The following is a 26,918-nucleotide window of genomic DNA, read 5'->3' on the forward strand; positions in this document are numbered from 1 at the left end:
GCCGCCCGGCCCGCCGCGGCGGGGGCGTCACCGGCCTTGCTGATCCTCGCGCCCCATCCCGTCACAGCCCGCAGATCAGGCTCTCCAGATCCCGGGGGTAGTAGGTCAAAAGCTCGATCCCCGTCTCGGTGACCAGCACCGTGTCCGAGTGGCGGAAGCCCCCCAGGCCGGGCACGTAGAGTCCGGGTTCGACGGAGAAGACCATGCCCGGCTCGATCAGGGTCTCGTCGCCGATGTCCAGGAAGGGCGCCTCGTGGGCCAGCAGGCCCAGGTTGTGCCCCACATGGTGGCGCCAGTAGGGCCAGAGGCCGTGCTCGTCGTAGTAGCGGCGCACCTCCCGGTCGACGGCGGAACACGGCACGCCCGGCTTGATGGCGCCAAAGGCCACCTCCTGCAGCTCCACCATGTGCCGGAAGAACCGGACCTGCTCGGCGCTGGGTTCGCCCACGAACATGGTCCGCTCCAGCTCGCTCAAATACCCGCCCACGTAGGCGGCGGCACCCGTCACCAGCACGTCGCCGGGCTTGAGGATGGCGTTGATGGTGACCGCGTGGGGCAGGGCGCTGTTGGGCCCCACCTGGCCGCGGAAGGTGGCCAGGGCCGAGAGCGGCCCCACCGGCCGGCGTGCCCGGCCGAAGGCCCGGATCATAGCCATGGTGGCCTCGTGGGAGGCCTGATGGCTGATCTCCACCTCGCTGGCCCCGGGGACCGAATACTCCTGGAGCAGCTCGTGGGCCAGGTTGCCCCAGCGGCAGCTCTCCCGGATCAGGGCGATCTCCTCGGGGGATTTGACCAGCCGGTGCCGCTCGATGAGCTTGGCATCCACGGTGATGCGGGCCTCCGGCAGCAGTTCCGCCAGGGCCGGCCCCTGGTAGCCCCAGGAGGAGCCGTAGCCCGCGGCCTCCGCCAGCAGGTGGGCCGCCCCCAGGCCCCGGTCCTTGAGCCAGCGGGCCAGGTGATCCATGGGGTGGATCTCGCCGGGGTACTCGGGGTAGTCCCGCACCTCGTCCACCAGGGCGACCAGCTGGGCGTGCTCCAGCTCCAAGCGGGGAACCAGCAGCCCGCAGCGGCCGGTTTCGTCCAGCACCAGGGCGGCCGGCCGCTCGGTGGGGATGAAATGGAAGTTGGTCAGATAGAAGATGGACGTGGGGCTGTAGGTGATGAAGGCCGACGCCCCCTGCCGGGCCAGTTCCTCCTGGACCCGGCGGCGCCGGCGCAGGAGCTCGGCGTCGCTGATGCGCCAGTCGTGCTGGTGGCCACCGGTGTGAACGGTCATCGTCCCATCGCCGCCCCCTCCATGCAGTGCGCCTGGTGGCGCCCACGCAGCGTGGAATCCGGTGAACGGTGGAACTGGGAAACCGCGTCAAATCCGGCCAAACCGGTCGAGGATGCGGATCACGTGCTCGATGCCGCGGTAGTAGTCGTCCACGTAGGCGTTCTCGTTGGGCGCGTGGACCAGGGAGCCGTGGTGGCCGATGCCCACCCCGTCCACGGTGGCGGTCAGGCCGATGCGGTGGAAGAGGAACATGGGGCCTGTCCCCGCCGCCCGCGGCCGCACCACGGGTTCGACCCCGTAAACCTCCCGGGCCGTGTCACGGATCACGCCTACCAGGGGGTGGTCCGGGTCCGTCTGGGCCGGATCTTCCGGGCCCAGCACCACGATCTCCAGGTCGCCGAAACCGTGGCGCTCCAGGTGGGCCCGCAGCTTCGCCAGGATGTCCTCGGCCCGCTGGTCGGGGACCAGGCGGAAGTCGATCTTGGCCCGAGCCTCCCGGGGTAGCACCGTCTTGGTCCCCGGGCCCGTGTAGCCCGACACCAGGCCGCAGATGGTGCAGGTGGGGGCGTAGAGCAGCTTTTCCTGCAGCGCCGTCCCCCGCAGGCCGCCGATGAACTGCTCAAGCCCCCAGGAGGCCAGCATCTCGTCTTCCTCCAGGGGGAACTGCTCCAGCAGCCGGCGCTCGGCTGGGGTCGGGCCGCGCACTGCGTCATAGAACCCCTCGATCAGCACCCGGTCCGTGGCCACGTCTTTCAAGGTGCCCAGGGCCTGCACCAGGCGCCAGGCGGGGTTGGGCACGATGGCGGCCAGGCTGGAGTGCAGGTCCTGGTTGGCCGCCCGGGCCACCAGCTCCACGTAGAGGATGCCCTTGCACCCCGCGGAGATGGCAGGCCGCCCCCGGGCATCCTTGCCGCCCGACTCCCAGACCACGCCGTCGGCGGCCAGCCGGTCCGCGTAACGGTCCATGAACTGGTGCAGGTGGACGCTGCCGATCTCCTCTTCCCCTTCGATGACGAACTTGACGTTGACCGGCAGCCGGCCCTCGCCCTTGAGCCACGCCTCCACCGCCTTGATGCGGGTCATCAGGTTGCCCTTGTTGTCGGCCACCCCGCGGGCAATCAGGCGGCCGTCGCGGATCTCGGCCGCGAAGGGGTCGACCTCCCATTCCTCCAGGGGCTCGGGCGGCTGGACGTCGTAGTGGTTGTAAAAGAGCAGCGTGCGAGGTGCACCGGCGTCGATCTCCCCATAGACCACGGGGAAGCCCCCCTCCAGGGGAACCACCTCCACCGTGGCGCCGATGCCCTCGAGCATGGATGCCACCAGCCGGGCGCAGTCCTCCATGCCCAGGTTCTGGGCCGCCACCGAGGGCTGGCGCAGCAGGGTGCGCAGGTCGTCCAGCGCCGTCTCCCGGTGGGCCCGGCTGTAGGCAAGGGCACCTTCCAAGGTCGAACTCCTCCTTCTCCGCAATCAGCGTGGCCGGCCGCAGACCTCGGTATGGAAGCGGCCGGCCGGAATGGCCGCGGCGCCGCAGGGGGCAGCGCCACCGGCGTGGCGCCGCAGAGGCCGGTACCGCCGGCATGATAGGCGCCGCAGGGGCCAGCACCACGGGCCCCTGGCCCCGCCCTTGACGGTCACGGCGGCAACGGGGGCGCCGGTGCCCCACCTTCCACGAGGGCGGGGGCATTCCCTCCCGGCATGAAAGCCCCTGCCCGTGCCATGACTGCGCGGGCAGGGGCCGCGTACCCTGGCCGGCGGCCGGCGGCCGGGCTCGCCGCGGCCCCGGGCGAAGCCGGAGCCGGCGGCGCGGGTCCCGGCCGTGCCCTTCTACCGCGCCGGCCGCCCCCTCACTCCAGGGGGAAGTGGCAGGCCACCGCGTGCCCCGGGCCCAGCACCCGGAGCGCCGGCATCTCCTCCCGGCAGCGAGGCTGGGCAAAGGGGCAGCGGGGGTGGAACCGGCAACCCGGCGGCGGGCTGGCCGGCGACGGCACGTCGCCCTGCAGGACGATCCGTTCCCGGCGGCGCCGGGGGTGGGGTGCCGGAGCCGCCGACAGGAGGGCCGCCGTGTAGGGGTGGGCCGGGTGCTGGAAGAGCTCGTCCACGGGCGCCACCTCCACCAGCTGGCCCAGGTACATCACCCCCACGCGGGTGGAGACGTGGCGGACCACGTTGAGCCCGTGGGCGATGAAGAGGTACGTCAGCCCCAGCCGCTCCTGCAAGTCCGCCAGCAGGTTGAGGATCTGGGCCTGCACCGACACGTCCAGGGAGGAGACGGCTTCATCGGCGACCACAAAGCGCGGGTTCAGGGCGATGGCCCGGGCGATGCCGATGCGCTGGCGCTGGCCGCCGGAGAACTGGTGGGGGAACCGGTGGCGCCAGGCCGGGTTCAGCCCGACCAGCTCCAGGAGCTCCGCCACCCGGCGATCGCGGTCGGCCCGGCGGCGCATGCCGTGGACCCGCAGCGGCTCGCCGATGATGTCCGCCACGGTGAACCGCGGGTTCAGCGAGCCGAAGGGATCCTGGAAGATGATCTGCATCTGGCGCCGCACCCGGCGCATGGCGGCCGGCGTTAGGGCAAACAGGTCCTGGCCGTCGAACCAGACCTTCCCTTCGGTGGCGTCGACCAGCCGCAGGATCAGCCTCGCCAGGGTGGATTTGCCGCAGCCCGACTCGCCCACCAGGCCGAAGGTCTCCCCGGGGTAGATCTCCATGGACACGCCGTCCACGGCCCGCACATGCCCCACGGTGCGGGACAGGATGCCGCGGGTGATGGGGAAGTACTTCTTGAGTCCTTCCACCCTGACCAGAGGTTCGCCCCCCTGGCCGGCCTGGCCTGGCGCTTCGCCGGTGCCTGCTGCCCCGGCCGGCCGGACCGCGGGGGTTGCGGGTTCGACCGCTGCCATCAACCGGTCACCTCCCCAGCACCGCCCGCTGCCTCGGCCCGGCCGCCGCCGGAAGCCGCCGGGCCTCCGGACGGATGCAGCAGGCTGCCCCCTGCACCCCGGTGCCCCGCAACCAGCCCGGCCTCCTCCGGGTTTCCGGTAGCAAACCCGGCCGGCCCGGCAGGGGCCTCTCCGAACCGCAGCCCCTGTGCAGCCACCTGTTCCGCCAGCCAGCAGGCGACGTGGCCCCCTTCCCAGGGCAAGAGGGGCGGCTCCTCTTCCCTGCACCTGGGCTCCGCGTAGGGACAGCGCGGGTGGAACCGGCACCCCCGCGGCATCCGGTCGATGCTGGGCACCGAGCCGGGAATGGCCCACAACCGGCGCTGCCGCGGCCGCTCCAGATCCGGCACCGATGAGAGCAGGCCCATGGTGTAGGGGTGGGCGGGCCGTTCAAAGATCCGGTCCACCGGCCCTTCCTCCACCACCCGGCCGGCATAGAGTACCACGATGCGGTCGGCCATCTCCGCCGCCACGCCCATGTCGTGGGTGATGAGCAGGATGGACATGCCCAGCTCGGCTTTGAGCTGCCGCAGCAGCTCGAGGATCTGGGCCTGGATCGTCACGTCCAGGGCCGTGGTGGGTTCGTCGGCGATCAGCAGCCGGGGGCGGCACGCCAGGGCCATGGCGATCATGGCCCGCTGGCGCATGCCGCCGGAGAACTGGTGGGGGTACTAGCGCACCCGCACCTCGGGCTCGGGGATGCCCACCAGCCGCAGCATCTCCACCGCCCGGGACCAGGCCTCCGCCCGGCTCTTGCCCTCGTGGAGCATCACCGCTTCGGCGATCTGGTCGCCGATGGGAAAGACCGGATTCAGCGCCGTCATGGGCTCCTGGAACACCATGGCCACGTGGCGCCCGCGGATCCGGCGCATGGCCTCCTGGCTCTGGGCCACCAGGTCGGTACCGTCCAGCAGGATCCGGCCTCCAAAGATGGCCCCGTTGTCATACTCCAGCAGCCGCATGATGGCCAGGGAGGTCACGCTCTTGCCGCTGCCCGACTCACCCACCAGGCAGACCGTCTCCCCCACGTCGACGCGGAAGGAGACGCCCTCCACCGCCAGCAGGGGGCCCTGGCGGGTGATGAACCCGGCGGTCAGGTCCTCCACCTGCAGCAGGGGCCGGCTTTCTCTCGCCGGGTTGGTGCCCCCGGCGGCACCGGTCGCCGGCAGCGGTGCTCCGGCCGGCGCCGCAGCCCACGCCTTGCGGATCAACGGGCCTCACCTCCCCGAACCTCCAGCTCGCCGGCATGCCGGCGGCCGAAGGCCACCGCCGCCCGGGCGGCCAGCCGCATGCCCCGCCCGATCCGCTCCTTCTGCCGCGGGTCGAGGGCATCGCGGATCCCGTCGCCCACGAAGTTGACGGCCAGGACCGTCAAGAAGATGCAGGCGCCCGGGTACACGGCCAGCATGGGGTTGGTCAGCATGTACTCCTGGGCGTTGTTCAGCATCTGGCCCCAGCTGGTCTGGGGCGGCTGGACCCCCAGGCCGAGGAAGGACAGGGCCGATTCGGCCAGGATCGCCCCGCCGATCATCAGGGTGGCGTTGACGATCAGGGGCGCCGTGGCGTTGCGCAACAGGTGGTGGACGATGATCTCCCAGGCCGGGGTGCCGATGGCCCGCGCCGCTTCCACGTACTGCATCTCCCGCAGCTGCAGGAACTGGCCGCGGACCAGCCGCGCCACCCCCATCCAGCTGGTCAGTACCAGGATGGAGATCAGGTACTTGAAGTCGGAGCCGAAGATGGCCAGTACCAGGATATTCAGGAACAGGGAGGGGAACGACAGCATGACGTCGATCAGCCGCATCAACACGGTATCGACCCAGCCGCCGAAATAGCCCGCCAGGGCCCCCACCAGTGATCCCAGCAACATGGTGCCGGCCGCCACGGCAAACCCGACCACCAGGGAAACCCGGCTGCCGTAGATCAAGCGGGAGAGGATGTCGCGGCCGATGCCGTCGGTGCCCAGGGGATGATCCGGGCTGGGCGGCGCGTCCACATTGAGCAGGTCGATCTTCTCCGGCGGGTGCGGGGCAATCCACGGCGCCGCCACGGCCACGCCGATGAAGAACAACAGGACCAGAAGTCCGCCCACCGCCCATGGGTTGGTGAAGAACCGGCGCAGCGCCACTCGCCAGAGGGCCACCGCCGGTCCCGCGGGCTCGGCCCCGTCCACGGGCAGTTCCGCGGGGCCCGCGACGCCCGGCCCCCCCGCACCGGGCCCCTCTCCCTGGGGACCGGCGCCGGGTTGCCACGGCAGGGGATGGCTCATGCGGACTGCACCCCCTTCCCCGTCAAGCGCACCCGGGGATCGACCACGGCGTACAGCACGTCGGCCAGCAGGTTGCCGATCACCACCACCACGGTGACGATCAGGGTGATGGCCATCAGCACCTGGTATTCCCGCGCGAAAGCCATCTGGACGAAGAGCTGCCCCATGCCGGGCCAGTTGAACACGGCCTCGGTGAGGGCGGCACCGGAGACCACGAAGGGCAGGTCAAGCCCGAGAATGGTGATGATGGGAATCAAGGCGTTGCGCAGGGCGTGGCGGAAGATGACCCGCCGCTCGGGCACGCCCTTCGCCCGCGCGGTGCGGATGTAGTCTTGGCCGAGAACTTCCAGCATGCTGGCCCGAGCGTATTTCAGGTAGGCGGCCAGGTTGATGATCACCAGGGTGGCCACCGGCAGGACCATATGGCGCACCAGATCCAACAAGTCGCCCTCGCGGCCGTAGGTGTACATGTTCGACAGGGGCAACCACTTCAACTTCAGGGCAAACACCTGCTGGAGGATGATGCCCAGCCAGAAGGAGGGCATGGCCAGGCCTGCGTAGCCCACCAGGGACGCCAGGGTGTCGGACAGCCCGTACTGGCGGGCGCTATTGTAAACACCCCAGGGGATGGCAAGGAGCAGCGTTACCACCCATGCCGTTCCCATCAGGATCAGGGTGTTTTTGAAGGTGGGCCAGATGATCTGGGCCACCGGAATGTAGCCCTTGAAGGTATGGCCCAGGTCGCCGCGCAGGAGATCCCCCAGCCAGTCCAGGTACTGAACGGGAATGGGCCGGTCGAGCCCCAGGTTCTTGATCTGCTGCTCGATGGCAGCCGGCGAGAGCCCGGGCTGGAGGAAGATCTGAACGGGCCCGCCGGGAGCCAGGTGGATGATGGCAAAGGTCACCACGGTGACCAGCCAGAGAACCAGCAGGGATTGCAACACCCGGCGCACCAGGTACTCCGCCAACGATCGGATGCCCCCTCTGCCCTCGGGGCAGGCGGGCGGGGCCAGCCTGAGGCCGCCCCGCCCTGACCCCGGTGATTCGCCTCCGATGGTTCACTGGCTGCCGGCGTCGGCCAGCCACCACTTCTCCATGTTGTACTGCCACCCGTCAGGCAGGGTGAGGACGGGCTTGTCTTCCTCCGCCCACTTCACCCGGTCGCTGTAGGCAGCGATGACATTCTGGGTGTAGAGGAAGACGTAGGGCAGGTCCTGGGAGATGAGGCGCGCGATCTCGGCGTAGACCTGCTTGCGCTCCTCCTGGTCGGTGGTCGAGTACCCCTCGACCCAGAGCCGGTCGATCTCCTCGTTCTTGTACCAGCCCGAGTTCTGCCCGTTGGGCGGGAAGTACTTGGAGCTGAAGATGGACTCGGCATCCGGGTCGAGAGACAGGCGCCAGCCGAGGACGATGGCCTGGTACTTGCCGGGCACGATGTAGTCGTTCACCCAGCTGGAGAAGTCCAGGGTCTGGATGTTGACCTTGATGCCGACCTCCTGCAGGTTCTGCTGGATGACGGACACCACATGCTCGCGCCGCTCGTTGCCTGCGTTGGTCTGCAGGGTGAACTCGAACTTGTGCCCGTCCTTCTGCAGGATGCCGTCGGGCCCGGGCGTCCAGCCGTCCTCCGCCAGAAGCTGCTTCGCCTTTTCGGGATCGTACTCGTAGTTGACGGCTGTTCCGGCGTCGGCCCACGACCCGGGCAGGAAGGGCCCGTTCAGGATGGTGCCGTGCCCCTTGAGGATGCTGTCCACCATACCCTGCCGGTTGATGGCATGGGCGATGGCCTGGCGGGTCTTCTGGCTCTCCCACGGTACGAACCCGTCAGGGAAGTTGTCGGGGTTGAAGTTGAAGCCGAGATAGTCATACACGGGACCCGGCGATTCCAGGATGTTGATGCCGGGTTGTCCCTCCAGGGCAGGCAGGGTGTTGATGCTGACGCCCGTCAGGACGTCGATCTCATGGTTCAGCATGGCCTGGGCCAGGGTGTTCTGGTCGGCGTAGATCTTGAAGACCACCCGGTCAATGTAGGGTTCCGGTCCCCAGTAGTCCTCGTTGCGTTCCAGCGTCACGTACTGCTTCTGCGTCCACTCCGTCCACTTCCACGGGCCGTTGGTGATGGTCTTGGCGGGATCGGTGCCGTAGGGCTGCTTCTGCAGGTCCGCCGGAGCGACGCCCTCGAAGGCATGCTTCGGCAGCGGCTGCAGGCCCCCCAACGCGTAGATGAAAGGCGCGTAAACCTGCTTCAAGGTGACCCGGACGGTATGCTCGTCCACCACTTCGACCTTGTCGACCTTGTCAAAGGACGCGATGGCGGGCGAGCCGACCTCGGGGGTCCGGTACATCTCGATTGTCCAGGCCACATCCTCCGCGGTCACGGGCTTGCCGTCGGTCCACTTGGGCGTGTCCTTCAGCTTCACGGTGTAGGTGAGACCGTCCTCGCTGATCTCGGGCATCTCGGCGGCCAGGGAGGTCTCGCTGACCACCAGATTACCCTTGGGGTCGACATCGTACAGGGAAGCCAGCACCAGGTTGGCCACTTCCTGCGACGGCACGTCGTCGATGAAGAGCGGATTAATCGTGATGATGTCCGAGAAGGTACCGACGGTCAGGGTACCGCCCTTCTTGGGTCCGGCCTGTTCACCCCCGGCCGGCTGTTCCTGCCCCTGCTCCCCCTGGGCAGGGGCCTGGCTGCCTCCCTGGCCGCATGCCGCCAGCACGAAGGCGGCGACAAGCAAAATGGCCAGAACAGCACCGAGTCGGCTCGTACGAACCACCCTCACAACCTCCCTCGCACTACAGCCTTGCCGGGAGCCTGCGGAGCGGGCACCACGCCCTTGGCCTGCTCGAGAGCTTCGGCTCCCGGAGCGCCCCTACCGTCAAGCGCCGCGCCATGGCAGCAACGGGTCCACGCGGCGCCAAGCACAGTCTCCAGTCGACTCCGGCCGCTCCCACCCCCACCTGGTGCCCCCCTTCTCCTGGGAGCTCCCGGGTTGTCGGAAGGAATACTCCGCGACACGGCCCCTCTCCTTCCGAAATCAGGTCGTGGAACCATAAACAGTGGCCTGTTATCGCCCACCAGCCGTGCCCTTCGCTCCCCGCCGCCGTTCCGGATGTCGCGGAACCGGCCACCACGCGACGCTCACCGGGCCGTTTGAACGCAGAAAAGCAAGGCGCCGGAGGACCGTCACGGTCCTCCGGCGCCTTGCCGGTTCGTCGAGTGGGGGGTTCGCCCCGGCCGCGCCTTGGCCATGACCTCTCGCCGGGCGGCGCCAGGGGCTGCCGCCGGACCCCTCACGCGGCGGCGCCGGTCCCCTTGACCAGGTGGCATGCGGCCCAGTGGCCCGGGGCGATCTCCTCCAGCGCGGGGCGCTCTTCAAAGCAGATCTTCTCCGCCAGGGGGCAGCGGGTGTTGAAGGGGCACCCCCGCGGCGGGTTGACCGGACTCGGCACGTCGCCCTTGAGCACGATGCGCTCCCGGGTGCGCTCCACGCTGGGGTCAGGGATGGGCACCGCCGAGAGCAGCGCCTGGGTGTAAGGATGCTGGGGCCGGAGGTAGAGCTCGTCGCTGGGCGCCAGCTCCATGATCTGGCCCAGGTACATCACGGCCACCCGGTCGCTGATGTGCTTGACCATGGACAGGTCGTGGGCGATGAAGATGTAGGTCAACCCGAACTGGTCCTTGAGGTCGGTCATCAGGTTGACGATCTGGGCCTGGATCGATACGTCCAGGGCCGAGATGGGCTCGTCGGCCACGATGAACTCGGGCTTGACCGCCAGGGCGCGGGCGATGCCGATGCGCTGCCGCTGGCCTCCGGAGAACTCGTGGGGGAAGCGGTTGGCGTGCTCCCGGTTCAGTCCCACCAGGTTCAGAAGCTCGTGGATGCGCTCCGTTCGCTCCTTGCGCCCCTTCACCATGCCGTGCAGGTCCAGGGCCTCGCCGATGATCTCCGACACCAGCATGCGCGGGTTGAGGGAGGCGTAGGGGTCCTGGAAGATCATCTGCGCGCGGCGGCGGAAGCGCATCAGGTCCTGGCCCGCCAACTTGTGGACGTCCTGACCGTCGAAGAGCACCTGCCCCTCGGTGGGGTCGTACAGGCGGACAATGGTGCGCCCCACTGTGGATTTGCCGCAGCCCGACTCGCCCACCAGGCCGAGGACCTCACCGCGCCGGATCTGGAAGGAGACGCCGTCCACAGCCTTGAGGACGGCGCCACGGCCGACCTCGAAGTGGCGCTTGAGGTTGCGCACCTCCAGCAGCGGACGATCCTGGGCCGGCTGCTCCCGCCCGGGCCCCGCAGCGTCCCGCGCCGCCACCGCCGTCGCCGTTCCACCCTTGGCCATTGCTCACGCCCCCCTTTCCTCGGCGTTGAGACCCACCACCGGCGCGTACGGATGGTGCAGCCAGCACTTGGCGTAATGCCCGGGCCGGATCTCCTCCAGCGCGGGGTCGTGGTCGTGGCAGACCCGCATGGTGTACGGACAGCGGGCGGCGAAGGCGCAGCCCGCAGGCGGTGCGAACAGATCCGGCGGCGTCCCCGGGATGGCCTGCAGCCGGTCCCGCCGGTCGTCAAGTCGCGGGATGGACCGCAATAGCGCCTCCGTGTAGGGGTGCTTCGGATGGTGGAAGATCTCTTCCGCAGACCCCTGCTCCACGATCTGGCCGGCGTACATCACGGCGATGCGGTCGGCCATGCGCGCCACCACGCCCAGGTCGTGGGTGATGAGGATGATCGCCGTTCCCAGCCGCTGCTTCAGATCCTGCATGAGCTCAAGGATCTGGGCCTGGATCGTCACGTCGAGCGCCGTGGTGGGCTCGTCGGCGATCAGCAGCGCCGGGTTGCAGGCCAGGGCGATGGCGATCATCGCCCGCTGGCGCATGCCCCCCGAGAACTGGTGGGGGTACTGGCGCACCCGGGTCTCCGGATTGGGGATCCCGACCATCTGCAGGAGCTCGATGGCGCGCGCCATGGCCTGGTCGGGCCGCATCCCCTGGTGCTTGATCAGCGGTTCGGTGATCTGCCGCCCGATGGTCATGGTCGGGTTGAGGGAGGTCATGGGATCCTGGAAGATCATGCCCATGGACCGCCCCCGGATCTTCTGCATCTCCCGCTCGGGCAGCTTGACCAGGTCCTTGCCCTGAAAGCGGATGCTGCCGCTCACGATCCGCCCCGGCGGCATAGGGATCAGGCGCATGATGGTCTGGGCCGTGACGGACTTGCCGGAGCCCGACTCCCCCACGATGCACAGCGTCTCACCCTTGTGCAGGTCGAAGGAGACGCCGCGGACCGCCTGGACCTCACCGCCGTGGGTGCGGAAGTGGACGCGCAGGTCGCGGACTTCCAGCAGCTTCTCCATGGCCTTCGTCCTTTCTCTACCGGGCCCGCAGGCGCGGATCCAGCGCATCCCGCAGGCCGTCGCCCACGGCGTTGAAGGCGAACATGGTGATGCTCAGGGCCAGGGCCGGGAAGGCGAACTGCCACGGCCAGATGCGCATCACGGTGTAGGCCTCGTTGATCAACGTACCCCAGCTGGCCCGCGGCGGCGGCACGCCCAGCCCGATAAAGCTCAGGAACGCCTCCCCGAAGATGGCCCCCGGTACGGTCAGCGTCAGGCTGACAATGATGGGCCCCATCACGTTGGGCACCAGGTGGCGCAGGATCAGCGCCATGGTGGGCACGCCCAGCACCCGGGCCGCCAGGACGAACTCCATCTCCCGCAGCTGCAGGATCTGGCCGCGCACCAGCCGCGCCATGCCGACCCAGCCCGTCAAGCCCATGGCCAGGATGATGGTGGGCAACCCCGGATTCATGACCACCAGCAGCAGGATCACCAGCAGCAGGTACGGGATGCCGTAGAGCACGTCGATGATGCGCATCATGATCTCGTCGACGCGCCCGCCCAGATAGCCCGAGATCCCGCCGTAGAGCACGCCGATGATCAGCTCCAGGAGCGCGGCCACGATGCCGATGAACAGCGAGATCCGCCCACCCATCCAGACCCGGGTGAACAGGTCGCGACCGATCTGGTCGGTGCCGAACCAGTACTGGGCCGAGGGCGGCTTGTTGATGTTGGCGTAATCCTGGAAGTCAAAGGTGTGGCCCCCGACGTGATAGGAGATCACGGGGCCCAACAACGATCCCAGGGCCATGAAGATCAGCAGCACCATACCTAGCATGGCCAGCCGGTTCGCGCGAAAACGGATCCAAGCGTCCTGCCAGAAGGTCAGGCTCGGCCGGACGATGGCCTCCGCCTCGCCGGCGGCCATGGGCGCCGGCTGGAAGAGGTCCGGCGTCAGATCGGGTCCCGTCGCCGACGCCGGCCTCGCCGCCCGGTTCACCGCCATGGACTCACCCCCTGGCCCGGTTCGTCAGCCGAATCCGCGGGTCGATGATCCCATAGGAGAGATCGACCAGGAAGTTGGCGACGATCAGGAAGATGAAATAGAACACCGTGGTCCCCAAGATCAAGGGATAGTCCCTCTGATATACGCTCTCAACGTAATACTTGCCAAGGCCGGGGATTCCAAAGATGGCCTCGATGACCACGGTGCCCGTCAGGATGCCCGCCACCAGCGGGCCCAGGATCGTCACGATGGGCAGGATCGCGTTGCGCAGGGCGTGGCGCCAGATGACCTCACCCTGGGACAGGCCCTTGGCTCGGGCCGTGTTGATGTAGTCTTGGCCCATCACGTCCAGCATCTGGGTGCGCATCATCCGGACCAGCGTGGCCAGCATCGTCCCGCCCAGGGCCAGGGAGGGCAGGATCGATGCGACGAAGGTCCCGTTCCAGAGCACCGGCACCAGCTTGAGCTTCACCGCGAACAGCCACTGGGCGAACACGGCGATGACGAAGCTCGGCACCGAGACACCCAGGACGGCGATGACCATGGCCGTGTAATCGGGCCAGCGGTTACGGTTCAAGGCGGCGATGGTGCCCAGGGTCAGCCCGACGACCAAGGCGAAGACCAGCGCCTGGCCGCCGATCCAGGCGGACCAGGGGAAACCCTCGGCGATCATCCGGTTGACGCTCTGGCCGATGTTCTTCAACGACACACCCAGGTCGCCTTGGAGCAGGTTGCCCCAGTAACGCAGGTACTGCTCCCAGAGCGGATCGTTCAAGCCGTACTTGTCCATCATCAGCGCCAGGATCTCGGGCCGCAACCGCGGATCGGCGAAGGGATTCCCCGGAATGGCGTGCATCAACACGAAGGTCACGGTCACCACGGCCCAGATGGACACCAGCATCAGCACCAGGCGCTGGGCGATGTAACGGCGCATGCGACGTCCCCCCTTCCTCCCCCGACCAGCATCACCAATCATCGGACGAACGCAGCAGACGCACGAGATCCCGGCACGAGGCCGGGATCCCATCGTCCCAACCGGTCTCGTCGTCGGGTGCGCAAGCCTCGGGTCAGGGCGGCCGGCGGGCCCCTCCGCCGCGCGGTGCGGCCACGGGGCCCGCCCGGCCGGACCCGGCCTATCGTCTCCTTCCAGGACGGACCGCGCCTGACCGCCCTACGACCTCACTGGCCGCGGCCCTCGGTGTACGCCCACTTGAACTCGGGGCTGTAGCCGATGGCCCGCCGGATGAGGTTCTTGACGTAGGGCTTCTGCGCGTACAGCACCTCGCGGTGGTAGATCGGCACGATCGGCACGTCCTGGCCAATAAGCTTCTCCAGCTGGATGGCGATCTCCCGCTGCTGGGCGGGGTCCTTCGCCTGCTGGAGCTGCTTGACCAGGTTGTCGTACTCCTCGTTGCAGTACTTGCCGTCGTTGTAGGGCCCGTCGCACACCCACATATCCAGGAAGGTCAGCGGGTGGTCATAGCCGGGACCCCAGCCGGCCATGATGATGTCGAACTTCTGGGTGCGCTGCCGCTCCAGCCGCTCCTCGAAGGGCACCTGGACGATCTGCATGTCGATGCCCAGGTTCTGCTTCAGCTGCTGCTGGAAGAACTCCAGGCGCGTCTTGACCACGTCGCCGTTGTCACCGACGAACTCCAGGGTCGGGACCTCGGTCAGGCCTTCCTCCTGGAGGGCCTCCTGCCAGAGCTGCTTCGCCTTGGCCGGGTCGGCCTTGGCCGGGAACAGGTTCAGCGGGCGGACGTACTTCTCCTCGAAGCTGACGCCCGGCTCGCCCGGCGCCGTGATCACCGGGTTGGTGTAGCTCACCGCCGGCAGACCGATGCCCTTGTTCAGGGCGTTGGTGTAGGTCTCCCGGTCGATAGCGTAGGAGACGGCCTGGCGCGCCTTCGGGTTGTTCCACGGCTTCTTGGTCGTGTTCAGGACCAGGTAGAAGGTGGCCCCGTCGGCGTAGCGGCCCAGCTCGTCGGCGTGGGTCTGCTCGAACTGCTCCTTGAACTCGGCCGGCACGCCGGTGACGTCGATCTCGCCGGCCTCGTACGCGTTGATGTACGCCGCCGCGTCGCTCACCATCACGTAGTCGACATAGTCAAGCTTGACGTTGGCAGCATCCCAGTAGTTCGGGTTCTTCTCGATGCGCAGCGAGTTGTTGTGGTTCCACTCCTTGACGATGAAGGGGCCGTTGTAGACGGCCTTGTCGGCATCGGTGGCAAACTGGTCGCCGTACTGTTCGACGATGTCCCGGCGCACCGGCTGCCAGGTGCCGAAGGTCAGCAGGTTCAGGAAGAAGGGAACGTTCTGGCTCAGAGTGACCTTCAGCGTCTTCTCGTCGACGACCTCGATGCCGACGTTGTTGAGGGCCTCTTCGATCTTGGCATCGTCGCCCTCGCAGGAGCCGTCGTCACCGCAGGCGTTCGCCACATCATTACCGCCCTTGATGTACGGGGCGATGATGTAGGAGTACTGCGAGGCCAGCCGCGGGTCCATGGCCCGCTTCCAGGCGTAGGCGAAGTCGTTGGCCGTGACGGGCTTGCCGTCGCTCCACTGCGCGTCGCGCAGGTGGAAGGTCCAGGTCAGCCCGTCCTCGGAGACCTCCCAGCTCTCCGCCATGCCGCTGCCCTCTTTGATCTCGCCGTTGGGGTCCTGGCGTACCAGGCCCTCGTAGGTGGCGCCGATAATCTGGAAGGAAATCGTGTCGGTCGCCAGCTGCGGGTCCAGGCTCGGCGGCTCGTCGCCCAGATTCAGCTTGAGGTAGTTGGGGCTGTCGGGCCCGCCAGCCTGTTGCTGAGGTTCCTCCTGCTGCTGGTTGTTGTCACCCTGGCTGCCACCGCCGCTGCCGCAGGCGGACAGGACCAGGGCCGCAACCACCAGGAGGCTAAACAGCGCGAACAGCTTGCGATTACGCTTCAACATGGGTACCCCCCTGATGCTGGTTTGCGCCTTCCTCGGCGCAAGACCGGTTCGAATGGGGATTCACCTCCTTTCACCGGTCATTTTTCTTTCGACAAGCAGCATACACCGTAGGGATGTTCTCGCCGGTCGCGCGATTTCCTCCTGTGATACGGTCCGTTTCACAGGGAATAACCGGCGTCCCTCCCAGGCGGTCCCCACCGTCAGCGCCGCACCACCGTGGCTGCGGGCGGGCCCCTTGGAAGGGACGCCGCCGCTGAAGCATCGGACCGGTGCCCGCCTGGACATGACGGGCCCCACCGGCTTCGAACCTTCGGGGTCCCGTGCGCCGGCAGGGCGGAGGACCAGGGCGCACCGAGGACCCAAGACCCCTGGGATCCGCGCCGCTTGGCCGCGCTTTTTCCCGGGCCGGATCATCCCCCGCCGGCCACGCCGGCCGGTGCCTCCCAGGCACCCGAGGTGGGCAGCTTCTCGGCCAGGTGGCAGGCGACCAGGCGGCCGCCCTCCACGGCCCGCAGGGCCGGTTCTTCCTGGCGGCAGATGGCCTCGGCAAAGGGACAGCGGGTGTGGAAACGGCAGCCGGCCGGCGGGTTGGCCGGCGAGGGCACGTCGCCCTGCAGCACGATGCGCTCCCGCTGCCGCTGTCGGGGCGGGTCGGGCAGCGGCACGGCGGACAGCAAGGCCTGGGTGTAGGGATGCAGGGGGCGGCGGAACAGGTCATCCACCGGTGCCAGCTCCACCAGCTTGCCCAGGTACATCACCCCGACCCGGTCGCTGATGTGGCGGACTACCGACAGGTCGTGGGCGATGAAAAGGTAGGTCAGGCCGAAGCGGTCCTGCAGGTCTTCCAGCAGGTTGATCACCTGGGACTGGATGGACACGTCCAGGGCCGAGACGGGCTCGTCGCAGACGACAAACCGCGGGTTCAGGGCCAGGGCCCGGGCGATGCCGATCCGCTGGCGCTGGCCGCCGGAGAACTCGTGGGGGTAGCGCCGGGCATGCTCGGGAGCAAGCCCGACCAGCTCCAACAGCTCGGCCACCCGCTCCCGCAGCGCGCGGCCGCGGGCGATGCCGTGGACGGCCAGGGCCTCGCCGATGATGTCCCCCACCGTCCGCCGCGGGTTGAGGGAACCGAACGGGTCCTGGAAGATGATCTGCATGTCCCGCCGCAGCCGCCGCAGGGCCGCGCCGCGCAGCTGGAAGATGTCCGTGCCGTCGAACCGGACCGAACCGGCCGTGGGCTCCAGCAGCCGCAGGACCAGCCGCCCCGTGGTGGTCTTGCCGCAACCGGACTCGCCCACCAGCCCCAGGGTCTCCCCCGGGAAGATGTCGAGGTCGATGCCGTCCACCGCCCGTACCCAGCCGCGCGGGCGGCCCAGCCGGCCGCCGGCGGCGGGGAAGTACTTCTTCAGGCCGCGGATCTCGACTAGCGGGCGGCTCATGGGCGGATCCCTCCCGGGGCCGCGCCGGGCCGCTGGTCGGCCCCAGCGGACAGGCGATCACCGTACGCCGCGCCGTCCATGCCGGCCGGGACGGCCCTGGCGGCCGGGACGCCGCCGGCCCGGCCGTCTCCACCGGCCGCGGGGTCGCCGGCGCCCGGGTTACCGCCCGCCCGGGCGGCCCCCGCCGCCGGGGCTCCGCCGGCGGCCGGTTCGTCCCGGAGCCAGCAGGCCACCCAGCGCCCCTCGCCGGCGGGCTTCAGCGCCGGCTCCTGGTGGCGGCAGATGTCCATGGCGTAGGGGCAGCGCGGGTGGAACCTGCACCCCGCCGGCAGCCGGGCCGGGCTCGGCACCTGGCCCGGGATCACGTGGAGCCGCTGGGCGCGCCGGTGCAGCTGGGGCATGGAGGCCAGCAAGCCCTCCGTGTACGGGTGGAGCGGCCGGGCGAACAGGTCGTCCACCGGCGCCGCCTCCACGATGCGGCCGGCGTACATCACCAGCACCCGGTCCGCCATGTCGGCCACCACGCCCAGGTCGTGGGTGATCAGCAGGATGGCCGTGCCCAGGCGCCGGCGCAGGTCCTTCATGAGATCGAGGATCTGGGCCTGCACCGTCACGTCCAGGGCCGTGGTGGGCTCGTCGGCGATGAGCAGCTGGGGGTCGCAGGCTACAGCCATGGCGATCATCACCCGCTGGCGCATGCCCCCCGACATCTGGTGAGGGTACTGGCGCGCCCGCACCTCCGGGTCGGGGATGCCCACCAGCCGCAGCAGCTCCACCGCCCGGGCCTGCGCCTCCCGGCGGGGGAGGCGGCGGTGCCAGCGCAGAGCCTCGGCGATCTGCTCGCCGGCGGTGAAGACGGGGTTCAAGGAGGTCATGGGCTCCTGGAAGATCATGGCGATGCGGTTGCCTCGGATACGGCGCATCTCGGCCTCGCCGAGGCGCAACAGATCCCGGCCCTCGAACAGGATGGAGCCGCTGGCGATGCGGCCGGGGGGCGAGGGGACGAGCCGCAGGATGGAAAGGGAGGTCACGCTCTTCCCTGATCCGGACTCCCCCACCAGGCCCACCGTCTCGCCGCGGTGGATGGTGAAGCTGACACCGTCCACGGCGGCAAAGCGGACCCCGCCGGCGTGGAACTCGGTGCGCAAGTCGAGCACTTCCAGAAGGGGTTCGGCCCTCCCGGGCCGGCCCGCCGCCTCCGATGCCGTACCGGTCCGGGGCGCCCCGCCAGCGGGCCGGGACCCCGTCCCGGGCGGGACCGGCGAGGGCGAGGGAGGGCCGGCAGGGACCGGCGACCGGCCGGGGAACGGGGGCGCCGCCCCGGCCCCGGCTGCAAACGGGGACTGGGCTGCCTCGGGCAACGCGGGTTCCTCCCAGGTGCGGTAGACGGAGCGCCGCCGGCGGGGCCGGCGGCGGCCGGTGCGCAGCATGTCCGGTAGCAATTCCCTGCACTGGTTCGCTGCAGGATGCCGGGATCCTTCCCGCCGGCAGCCGCAGGCGGCAGATGCCCCTTTCCCCGCGCGCTCCCCGGGCCTGCGGGGTTCCGCCCGGCCACGCAGGGGCTCCGGCCGGGCATGGTCGCCGCCAGGGGGACTCCGGCCGTCCCGCCGGGCCTGGGCCGGGCTGCCGTTCCACCGGAGCATGGCGGGATGCGCCGCCGGATCCCGCACCTCTTGTGCGGGGGGCCGCCCCTCACCCTCCCGCCGGTTCGCGGCCGACAAGCCGGAGGAAGGCCGCCTCGTCCAGCACGGGGATGCCCAGCTCTCGCGCTCGGGCCAGCTTGGAACCCGCCCCCTCGCCGGCCACCACGTAGTCCGTCTTGCGGCTGACGCTGCCGGTGGCCCGGCCGCCCAGCGCCTCCACCAGTTCCTGGGCCTCGTCCCGGGTCATGCTGGCCAGGCCGCCGGTGAACACGAAGGTCTTGCCGGCCACCCGCTCCCGCACCTCGGGCGGGACATCGGGCCAAGCGGCCGGCGCACCGGCGGCACCAGCTCCCGCCCCGGGGCCGGCTCCAGGGACGAACCCGGCCCCGGCAGCCCCATCCCCGGCGCCTGCCCTGCGGGCCGCAGCCACCCCCGCGCCCGCCCCTGCGACGCCGCCCGCCGCGGTCCCGGGCGCCCCTGCAGCCGCCGGGCCACCAGGCGCCGTGCCCGTTGCTCCCGCGGGCCCGCCCGCGGCCGTCGCCGCCGCTACCACCGCCCGCGCCGCGGCACTGCCCGGCTCCGGCGCGCCCGCCGCCGCTTCCACCCCCGCCTCCGCCAGCCGGCGGATCAGCTGGCGGTTATGCTCGTCCCGGAAGAAGGTGACCACGCTCTCGGCGATGCGGGGCCCGATCTCGGGGACGGCCATCAGCTCGTCCGGCCCCGCCGCCATCAGGCGCTGGATGGTGCCGAAGTGCCGCGCCAGGAGCCCGGCCACCCGCTCGCCCACGAAGCGGATGCCCAGGCCGTAGAGCAGCCGGCGCAGCGGCCGCCCCCGGGAAGCGTCGATGGCGGCCACCAGGTTGGCGGCGGACTTGGGACCCATGCGTTCCAGCTGGGCCAGGGGCTCCGGCTCCAGGTGGTAGAGGTCGGCCACGTCGCGCACCAGCCCCCGGCCGACCAGCTGCTCGATGATGGCCGGCCCCAGCCCCTCGATGTCCATGGCGTCCCGCGAGGCGAAGTGGCGGATGCGCTCCAGCTGCTGGGCCGGGCAGGCCGCGTTGGGGCAGCGGGTGGCCGCCTCGCCTTCCACCCGCACCACCGGGCTGCCGCAGGCGGGGCAGCGCTCGGGCATGGAGAAGGGCCGCTCGGCGCCCGTGCGGGCCTCCTTCACCACCTCGACCACTTCGGGGATGATCTCCCCCGCCTTGTGGACCACCACCAGATCGCCGATGCGCACGTCCTTCTCCCGGATGTAGTCGGCGTTGTGCAGGCTGGCCCGGCTGACGGTGGTCCCCGCCAGCAGCACGGGATCCAGCACCGCCACCGGCGTCAGGGCACCGGTGCGGCCCACGCTGACCAGGATGTCCCGCACCCGCGTCCGCGCCTTCTCCGCCGGGAACTTGTAGGCGATGGCCCAGCGGGGGCTGCGGGCCGTGGCCCCCAGCTGCCGCTGCTGTTCCAGGTCGTCGACCTTGATCACGATGCCGTCGGTCAGGTAGGGCAGCTGGTGGCGCCGCTCCGCCCACTCGTCGATGTAGGCGAAGAGCTCGTCCAGGCCGGTGCACCGCCGGGCGTGGGGGTTGACGGGCAGCCCCCATGCCCGCAGGGTCTGGAGCACCTCCCACTGGCTGCGCGGCGCCGGCTCGTCGCCCTCCCAGCCCGCCAGGGCGTAGACCCACAGGTTCAGCGACCGGGAGGCCGTCACCGCCGGATCCAGCTGGCGCACCGAGCCGGCCGCCGCGTTGCGCGGGTTGGCGAAGGGCGCCAGCCCCCGTGCCTCCTGTTCCTGGTTGAGCCGGCGGAAGGCGTCGAAGGTCATGTAGACCTCGCCGCGGATCTCCACCCGCCGGGGCACCGGTCGCTCCCGGTCCCGCAGCCGCAGGGGCAGGCTGCGGATGGTGCGCAGGTTGGCGGTGACGTCTTCCCCGGCCTCACCGTCGCCGCGGGTGGCGCCGCGGACGAACCGGCCTCCCTCGTAGGTCAGGGCGATGGACAGGCCGTCGATCTTCAGCTCCGCCACATAGGCCACGTCGTCCCCCACCGCGCGGCGGACCCGCTGGTCGAAGGCCTCCAGCTCCTCCCGGCTGAAGGCGTTGTCCAGGCTGAGCATGGGCTCGGCGTGTTCGACCCGAGCAAAGGGCGCGGCCGGGCGGCCCCCGACCCGCTGGGTGGGCGAGTCGGGGGTGACCAGCTCGGGGAACCGCTGCTCCAGTTCCCGCAGCTGGCGCATCAGGGCGTCGTAGGCGGCGTCGTCGATCTCGGGCCGGTCGAGCACGTAATAAAGGTAGTCATGATGCCGGATCTGCTCGCGCAGGGCCTCCACCCGGGCCCGGGCCGCCTCCAGGTCGGCCGGAACGCCCGCCGCCGGGCGGCCCGCCGGCACCCCTCCCCCGGCCCCGGCCGCCCCCATACCCTTGTCCGCCGCTGGAGCCCCATCCCCCGCGGCCTGCGGGCCTGCTCCCGCGCCCTCCCCCGCGCTCCACAGGTCCCCCTGGCCGTCCATGACCACTCCCCCTTGCCCCGGCGTGTTCAAGCCCGCCGCAGGTTGGCGTAGCGCACGATGAAGGTCTTGAGGCCGGCGTCGGGGAAGGCGATGGTCACCTCGGCGTCGTCCCCCTCGCCCCGGCGCATGATCACGGTGCCCTGGCCGAAGCGCGGGTGCACCACCCTCTCCCCGGGCCGGAAATCGCCCCCGGGGACGCGCCCGGACAGGGCGCTCCCCGCCGCGCCCGCCCCGCCGTGGGCGCCGCCGGCGCCGCCGGTTCCTCCCGCAGCACCCCTGCCCGGACCGGTGGAACCGGCCCGGGCGGCCCGCCCGGCACCCCATGGGCCGCCGGGCCGGCCGGTCCCGCCTGCCCCCGCGAAGGTCCCCGGGAAGCTTCCCGGGAAAGCCGCCCTGGACCCGCGCCCGGGGCGACCGTTCCCGCCCCAGAGGGGCTCCTCCTCGTCCAGGTCCGGATCGCCCCCGCCGGGCGGCAGTCCTTGCCACTCCAGGTAGCGCTCGTCGGCCTCCTCCAGGAAGCGGGAGGGCACCTGGCGCCGGGTGGCGCCGAACAGGGTCCGCTGGCGGGTGAAGCACAGGTAGAGCCGCTGCCGCGCCCGGGTCATCCCCACGTAGCAGAGGCGGCGTTCCTCCTCCAGCTCCTGCGGGTCGTCCAGGGAACGGCTGTGGGGGAAGACCCCCTCTTCCATCCCCGTGATGAAGACCACGTCGAACTCCAGGCCCTTGGCGCTGTGCAGGGTCATCAGGGAGACGGCCCGGGCCCCTTCCTCCAGCTGGTCCACGTCGCTGACCAGGGCCACCTCCGCCAAAAAGTCGACCAGGGGCGCGTCGCCCGGCCCCCGCTGGCGCTCGAAGTCCCGGGCCACCGAGAGCAGCTCCTTGAGGTTCTCCAGGCGGGTCATGGCGTCGGGCGTCTGCTCCTGCTCCAGCATCTCCCGGTAGCCCGTGCGCTCCAGGGCCAGGGCGATGACGTCATAGGCCGGCCGGTTTTCCGCCGCCGCCCGCAGGTCGGCGATCACTCCGCCGAAGGCCAGCAGGGCGGCCGCCTGGGGACGGGTGATGCCCGGTATGGTCTCGGCGGCCGCCAGAGCCTCCAGCAGGCCGGCGCCCTCCCGGTCCAGGTACGCCTCCAGCCGGGCCAGGGTGGCCTCCCCGATCCCGCGGCGGGGCACGTTGATCACCCGCCGCAGGCTGATCCGGTCTTCGGGGTTCACCGCCAGGCGCAGGTAGGCCAGGATGTCCTTGACCTCCTTGCGCTCGTAGAACTTGAGGCCCCCGACGATGCGGTAGGGGATGCCCCGGCGCAGCAGGGTCTCCTCCACCACCCGCGACTGGGCGTGGGTGCGGTAGAGAACGGCCATCTCCCCGTACTCGTGGCCCTCGGCGTGCAACCGCTCCATCTCCCGGGCCACGAACCAGGCCTCGTCGTGCTCGTCGGCGGCGCCGAAGACCACCACCCGCGCCCCCTCCCCGTGGACGGAGCGCAGCTGCTTCTCCTTGCGCTGGGTATTGTGCTCGATCACCGCCTGGGCGGCTCCCAGGATGGAGGCCGTGGAGCGGTAGTTCAACTCCAGCCGCACCACCCGGGCGTCGGGATAGTCTTCCTCAAAGCGCAGGATGTTGGTGATGTCGGCGCCCCGCCAACGGTAGACGCTCTGGTCCGGGTCGCCCACCACGAACAGGTTGCGGTGCCCTGCCGCCAGGAGGCGCAGCAGCCGGTACTGGGCGTGGTTGGTGTCCTGGTACTCGTCCACCAGAATGTGGACGAACCGGCGCTGATAGTAGGCCAGGACGTCGGGCGCCTCTTCCAGCAGGCGCACCGCCTGCATCAGCAGGTCGTCGAAGTCCATGGCGCCGTTGCGCTCCAGCCGCTGCTGGTAGGCGGCGTACACCATGGCCACCTGCTGGCGGTAAAAGTCCCGGTAGCGGGCGGCGAACTGCTCGGGATCCAGCAGCTGGTTCTTGGCGGCCGAGATGGCCGCCCCCACCGCGTTGGGCGGGTAGCGGGTCTCGCTGAGGTTCCGCTCCTTGAGGACCTCCCGGAGCACCGCACGGCGGTCGTCCTCGTCCAGGATGACGAAGTTGCGATCGTAGCCGATGCGGTAACCGTCCCGGCGCAGGATGCGCACGCAGCTGGCGTGGAAGGTGCCGATCCACATGTCCCGGGCGCCGGCCCCCACCAGCTGCTCGACCCGCTCCCGCATCTCCCGGGCCGCCTTGTTGGTGAAGGTGATGGCCAGGATCTGGTGGGGCGCCACCCCCTGCTCCAGCAGGTAGGCCACCCGGCGGGTCAGCACCCGGGTCTTGCCGCTCCCGGCCCCGGCCAGCACCAGCACGGGACCGCCGGGATGGGTGACCGCCTCCCGCTGGGCAGGGTTCAGATCTGCCAGCAAATCCGTCAAAACCAGAACCTCCCCACGCCGGACCTGCCGGTCCCGGATCACGCCGGGCCGGCTCTTGTGGACAGGGACCGTCCCGAGGCCGGTCAGGAGCCGGTCCGGCCCTTTCCCCCCACGCGGCCCGCAGGCCCCGGCTGCGCGCCCGGGGCCGGGGAGCCGGCGGCTTCCGGCTCGCCCGCCGTCGACGAGGCGGGCGCCGTGGGCGGGGGACCGTCGACGGGCAGCACCACACGCATGCGCGTGCCTCGGCCCGGCTCGCTTTCCACGTCGATATGCCCGCCGTGGCTGCGGACGATGCCGTAGCTCACCGCCAGGCCCAGGCCCGTACCCCCCTCCTTGGTGGAGAAGAAGGGGTCGAAGATCCGGCCCAGATGTTCGGGCGGGATCCCGGGCCCGCGGTCTTCCACCTCGACCACCACGGTCCCCGCCGCGGGATTGGCGAAGGCCCGGATCTGCAGGCAGCCGCCTTCCGGCATGGCGTCCAGGCCGTTGCGGATCAGGTTGAGGAACACCTGCCGCAGCTGGCTCTCGTCGGCCACCACGGGCGGCAGCGGCTCCCTCACCCGCAGCTCCACCACACAGCTCCGGGCCGCCTGGTCCAGCCGGATCATGTCCACCAGCCTCTGCAGCAGCGCCCCCACATCCACGCGGCGCAGGCGCAGCCGGGGCTGGCGGGCCAGCAGCAGCAGGTCGTTGACGATGGTCTCGATCCGCTCGATCTCCTGCAGGACGATGTCGATGTAGCCCGCTGCCTCGCCTTCAAGCCGCCGGTCCAGGAGCTGGATGAACCCCTTGATGGCGGTGAGGGGATTGCGGATCTCGTGGGCAGCGCCCGCCGCCAGCTGGCCCACCGCCGCCAGGCGCTCCGAGCGCCGCGCCCGCAGTTCCAGTTCCCGTTCCTGGGTCACGTCCTGCAACAACACCACGGCCCCGGCCTTCTCCCCGTCCGGTCCCACCAGGGGAAAGGCCCGGACCGCCACGGCCAGCGGTGACCCGTCCCGCCCCTCCAGCTCCAAGAGGCGCGGGGGCAGGGGCTCGGTCGCCTCCAGCTGTTCCAGAAGCATGCTATCACAGGGGTTGCTCGCCCCCAAGGGCCGCGGCCGCGATACCACGGCCGGCGCCCAGCCGGCCCGCTCCAGGATGGCCGCCGCCGCGCGGTTGACCAGGGTGACCGTGCCGGCGGCGTCAGCGGCGACGATGCCTGTCCCCACCTGCTCGAAGATCAGGTCCTGGAACCGCTTCAGGGCGGTGAGCTCCTGCAGGCGCGCCTGGACCTGCTCGAACAGGCGGGCGTTGTCGAGGCTCAGGGCCGCCTGGCTGGCCACCACCGCCAGCAGGTCCGTCTGGCTCAGGGCCTGGGGGAGGGGCTCGTCCCGGACCACCACCACCGCCGCCAGCAGCTGGTCCCTGGCCACCAGGGGCAGGGCCAGCACCCACCGCCGCTGGCCCGCCAGCAGCCAGTCCGGCCCCTGGCCGGGTTCCAGCCGGGCCAGCAGCGGCCTGCGCCCTTCCAGCAGCCGCTGGAAGGGCGGGCGGTGCAGATCCAGCTCTCCGCCCACCAGGCCCGGCGGCCCGTTGCGCAGGGCCGCCACCCGCAGCACGCCGGCCCGGCCCCCCGGAACCAGCCACAACACGCGCCCGCCCACGACCTGCAGGAAGGTGTCCAGGACCCGCTCGGCCACCTCGTCCGGGCGCAGGGTGGCGTTGATCACCCGGGTCAGGTGGGAGAGAGCCACCACCGCTCCCGCCGCCTGCCGCACCAGGACCTCGTCGTCGAAGCCCGTACCCCGGCCCTTCACCCCCCGCCCCGCTTCCCGGACGAACCGGCGCAGCTGCTCAGCCGCCACGGCCAGCTCCCCGGCCACGCTCAGTCCCCGCTCGGGCAGCCAGGCCACACTGCCCCGCACCTGTCCCAGGGCCTCCACCACCCGGGGGTCGAACCGGCTGCCGGCCCGGCCCTGCACCGCCTCCCAGGCCGCCCCGGGATCGCCCCAGCGCTGCAGGGCGAAAAGATAGTCCTCGGCCACGGCCAGGATCCGGCTGCACAGGGGGATGGCCGTGCCCCCCAGGCCGTCGGGCCCGCCGCTGCCGTCCCAATGCTCGTGGTGGTGCCGGAGGACCCTCGCCACCGGCTCCAGCACCGCGATCCGCGCCACCTCCCGGGCCGAGGCCACGGCGTGGCGGGCCAGCTGGGCCGGAGCGGGATCGCCGTCGTCCATGCCCAGGGGGCGCGGCCCGCCTGCCTCGTGCAGAAGCGCAGCCTGGCGCAGGTTGTCGACGTCCCGCCCGGACACCCCCAGCGCCTCGGCCAGCTCGGTGACCAGCCGCACCAGCATGTCGGCCCGGCGCAGGCCCTGGGGGTCGGCCTGGAGGGTGCGCAGGAAGCGTTCCACCGCCCGCTGCCGCAGGTGGCGGGTCCAGACGGTGGCCACGTAGTGGTGGACCACCGTCACGGCGGGGAAGGCGGCCAGGGCCGCGGGGGGATAGCCGTGGCGGGTGAAGAGGATGTAGACGCCCAGGGCCAGCAGGGCGGACACCGCCAGCCGCCAGCTGTCGGCCACCGGGTAGGTGCGAACCTGCTGCCCCAGGGGAACCCGCTTGTAGAGGGCGAAGGCCACCGCCACCAGGGTGGCGTTGACCAGGCCGAAGGCCACGGCGCTGGCCAGGTAGGGCGTGGCGGTGTCGCCCGCCACGAGGGGCTGGCCCCACGCGCCGCCGGTGAAGCGGAAGGCCGCGGCGGCGGCCAGCACGGCCAGCACCGTCTGGCCGATGTTGAAGGCCGTGACCAGGCCGAAAGAGCGCCGGCGCAGGGCCAGCAAGCTCCAGCCCACCACCTCGGCCCAGATGGGCACGGGCGGCCCCAGGAGCCACAGGGACACCAGGACCACCAGGGAGCCCATGGAGACCGCCTCCCCGCCGGGGGCGGGCACCTGGTACAGTTCGGCCACCAGCAGGGCACAACCCAGCACAAGCACCAGAACCGACGGCGGCACCGGCCAGCGCACGGCCTGGACCACCAGGCCCGCCAGGCCCAAGGTGGCCACGGCCAGCATGTACCGGGCGACGGTCCCCGAAGGCTTCATAGCGGTTCCACTTCGCTGGTCCAAGCGGCAACCCTCCCCGGCGGCGTGCAGCCGCAGGAGCCCGGGCCGGAGTCGCGGTGCCGGTGCCCC

General features: G+C 70.6%; 16 protein-coding genes and 1 pseudogene. All 17 read right to left on the bottom strand.

All coding sequences use genetic code 11. The annotated features are described in order from the left end of the window. Nucleotides 1-61: 61 nt before the first annotated feature. Nucleotides 62-1,276 (bottom strand): M24 family metallopeptidase, encoded by a 1,215-nt coding sequence (locus ACZ5T9_RS00905; protein ID WP_464833461.1) that lies wholly within the window; start codon nucleotides 1,274-1,276, stop codon nucleotides 62-64. Nucleotides 1,277-1,363: 87 nt separating this feature from the next. Further along, the gene (locus ACZ5T9_RS00910; protein WP_464833462.1) at nucleotides 1,364-2,719 is read right to left on the bottom strand and encodes a M20/M25/M40 family metallo-hydrolase; all 1,356 of its coding nucleotides are present in this window, start codon (nucleotides 2,717-2,719) and stop codon (nucleotides 1,364-1,366) included. A gap of 401 nt (nucleotides 2,720-3,120) precedes the next feature. Next, complete coding sequence (locus ACZ5T9_RS00915) at nucleotides 3,121-4,176, bottom strand: ABC transporter ATP-binding protein (protein WP_464834460.1); 1,056 nt, start codon at nucleotides 4,174-4,176, stop codon at nucleotides 3,121-3,123. Between the two features lie 185 nt (nucleotides 4,177-4,361). Further along, nucleotides 4,362-5,384, bottom strand: a pseudogene (locus tag ACZ5T9_RS00920) (ABC transporter ATP-binding protein); the annotation flags it as partial. A 38-nt stretch (nucleotides 5,385-5,422) separates the two neighbouring features. Beyond that, nucleotides 5,423-6,484 (bottom strand): oligopeptide ABC transporter permease, encoded by a 1,062-nt coding sequence (gene opp4C, locus ACZ5T9_RS00925; RefSeq protein WP_464833463.1) that lies wholly within the window; start codon nucleotides 6,482-6,484, stop codon nucleotides 5,423-5,425. Beyond that, nucleotides 6,481-7,452, bottom strand: coding sequence for an ABC transporter permease (locus ACZ5T9_RS00930; RefSeq protein ID WP_464833464.1), 972 nt, complete (start codon nucleotides 7,450-7,452; stop codon nucleotides 6,481-6,483). Before ACZ5T9_RS00930 ends, opp4C begins: the two co-directional genes overlap by 4 nt. 90 nt (nucleotides 7,453-7,542) lie before the next feature. Continuing rightward, a complete protein-coding gene (locus ACZ5T9_RS00935) occupies nucleotides 7,543-9,261 on the bottom strand; it encodes a peptide-binding protein (RefSeq protein WP_464833465.1) in 1,719 nt (572 codons plus the stop codon). Nucleotides 9,262-9,778: 517 nt separating this feature from the next. Next, nucleotides 9,779-10,828, bottom strand: coding sequence for an ABC transporter ATP-binding protein (locus ACZ5T9_RS00940; RefSeq protein WP_006904558.1), 1,050 nt, complete (start codon nucleotides 10,826-10,828; stop codon nucleotides 9,779-9,781). Between the two features lie 3 nt (nucleotides 10,829-10,831). Continuing rightward, nucleotides 10,832-11,842 (bottom strand): ABC transporter ATP-binding protein, encoded by a 1,011-nt coding sequence (locus ACZ5T9_RS00945; RefSeq protein ID WP_464833467.1) that lies wholly within the window; start codon nucleotides 11,840-11,842, stop codon nucleotides 10,832-10,834. A 16-nt stretch (nucleotides 11,843-11,858) separates the two neighbouring features. After that, a complete protein-coding gene (locus ACZ5T9_RS00950) occupies nucleotides 11,859-12,830 on the bottom strand; it encodes an ABC transporter permease (protein ID WP_464833468.1) in 972 nt (323 codons plus the stop codon). A gap of 4 nt (nucleotides 12,831-12,834) precedes the next feature. Continuing rightward, nucleotides 12,835-13,764, bottom strand: coding sequence for an ABC transporter permease (locus ACZ5T9_RS00955; protein WP_006904561.1), 930 nt, complete (start codon nucleotides 13,762-13,764; stop codon nucleotides 12,835-12,837). A 245-nt stretch (nucleotides 13,765-14,009) separates the two neighbouring features. After that, complete coding sequence (locus ACZ5T9_RS00960; RefSeq protein WP_464833470.1) at nucleotides 14,010-15,761, bottom strand: peptide ABC transporter substrate-binding protein; 1,752 nt, start codon at nucleotides 15,759-15,761, stop codon at nucleotides 14,010-14,012. 410 nt (nucleotides 15,762-16,171) lie between these two features. Next, entirely contained in the window at nucleotides 16,172-17,200 is a 1,029-nt protein-coding gene (locus ACZ5T9_RS00965; RefSeq protein ID WP_006904563.1) for an ABC transporter ATP-binding protein, read from the bottom strand. Then, nucleotides 17,197-18,357, bottom strand: a complete 1,161-nt coding sequence (locus tag ACZ5T9_RS00970) for an ABC transporter ATP-binding protein (protein WP_464834461.1) — start codon at nucleotides 18,355-18,357, stop codon at nucleotides 17,197-17,199. Before ACZ5T9_RS00970 ends, ACZ5T9_RS00965 begins: the two co-directional genes overlap by 4 nt. 535 nt (nucleotides 18,358-18,892) lie before the next feature. Beyond that, nucleotides 18,893-21,187 carry an NAD-dependent DNA ligase LigA gene (gene ligA / locus ACZ5T9_RS00975; RefSeq protein WP_464834462.1) on the bottom strand — a complete coding sequence of 765 codons (2,295 nt, stop codon included), beginning with the start codon at nucleotides 21,185-21,187 and terminating at the stop codon, nucleotides 18,893-18,895. A gap of 185 nt (nucleotides 21,188-21,372) precedes the next feature. Continuing rightward, nucleotides 21,373-23,748, bottom strand: a complete 2,376-nt coding sequence (locus ACZ5T9_RS00980; RefSeq protein WP_464833473.1) for an ATP-dependent helicase — start codon at nucleotides 23,746-23,748, stop codon at nucleotides 21,373-21,375. Between the two features lie 83 nt (nucleotides 23,749-23,831). Next, the gene (locus tag ACZ5T9_RS00985; RefSeq protein WP_464833474.1) at nucleotides 23,832-26,852 is read right to left on the bottom strand and encodes an ATP-binding protein; all 3,021 of its coding nucleotides are present in this window, start codon (nucleotides 26,850-26,852) and stop codon (nucleotides 23,832-23,834) included. Nucleotides 26,853-26,918 lie beyond the last annotated feature (66 nt).

The sequence above is a fragment of the Thermaerobacter nagasakiensis genome (assembly GCF_055396825.1).

Bases quoted from the DNA above. Each gene is read 5' to 3' on its own strand.
- ACZ5T9_RS00905 (WP_464833461.1), bottom strand. From the start codon at position 1,276: ATGACCGTTCACACCGGTGGCCACCAGCACGACTGGCGCATCAGCGAC.
- ACZ5T9_RS00915 (WP_464834460.1), bottom strand. From the start codon at position 4,176: ATGGCAGCGGTCGAACCCGCAACCCCCGCGGTCCGGCCGGCCGGGGCA.
- opp4C (WP_464833463.1), bottom strand. From the start codon at position 6,484: ATGAGCCATCCCCTGCCGTGGCAACCCGGCGCCGGTCCCCAGGGAGAG.
- ACZ5T9_RS00940 (WP_006904558.1), bottom strand. From the start codon at position 10,828: ATGGCCAAGGGTGGAACGGCGACGGCGGTGGCGGCGCGGGACGCTGCG.
- ACZ5T9_RS00945 (WP_464833467.1), bottom strand. From the start codon at position 11,842: ATGGAGAAGCTGCTGGAAGTCCGCGACCTGCGCGTCCACTTCCGCACC.
- ACZ5T9_RS00950 (WP_464833468.1), bottom strand. From the start codon at position 12,830: ATGGCGGTGAACCGGGCGGCGAGGCCGGCGTCGGCGACGGGACCCGAT.
- ACZ5T9_RS00955 (WP_006904561.1), bottom strand. From the start codon at position 13,764: ATGCGCCGTTACATCGCCCAGCGCCTGGTGCTGATGCTGGTGTCCATC.
- ACZ5T9_RS00960 (WP_464833470.1), bottom strand. From the start codon at position 15,761: ATGTTGAAGCGTAATCGCAAGCTGTTCGCGCTGTTTAGCCTCCTGGTG.
- ACZ5T9_RS00965 (WP_006904563.1), bottom strand. From the start codon at position 17,200: ATGAGCCGCCCGCTAGTCGAGATCCGCGGCCTGAAGAAGTACTTCCCC.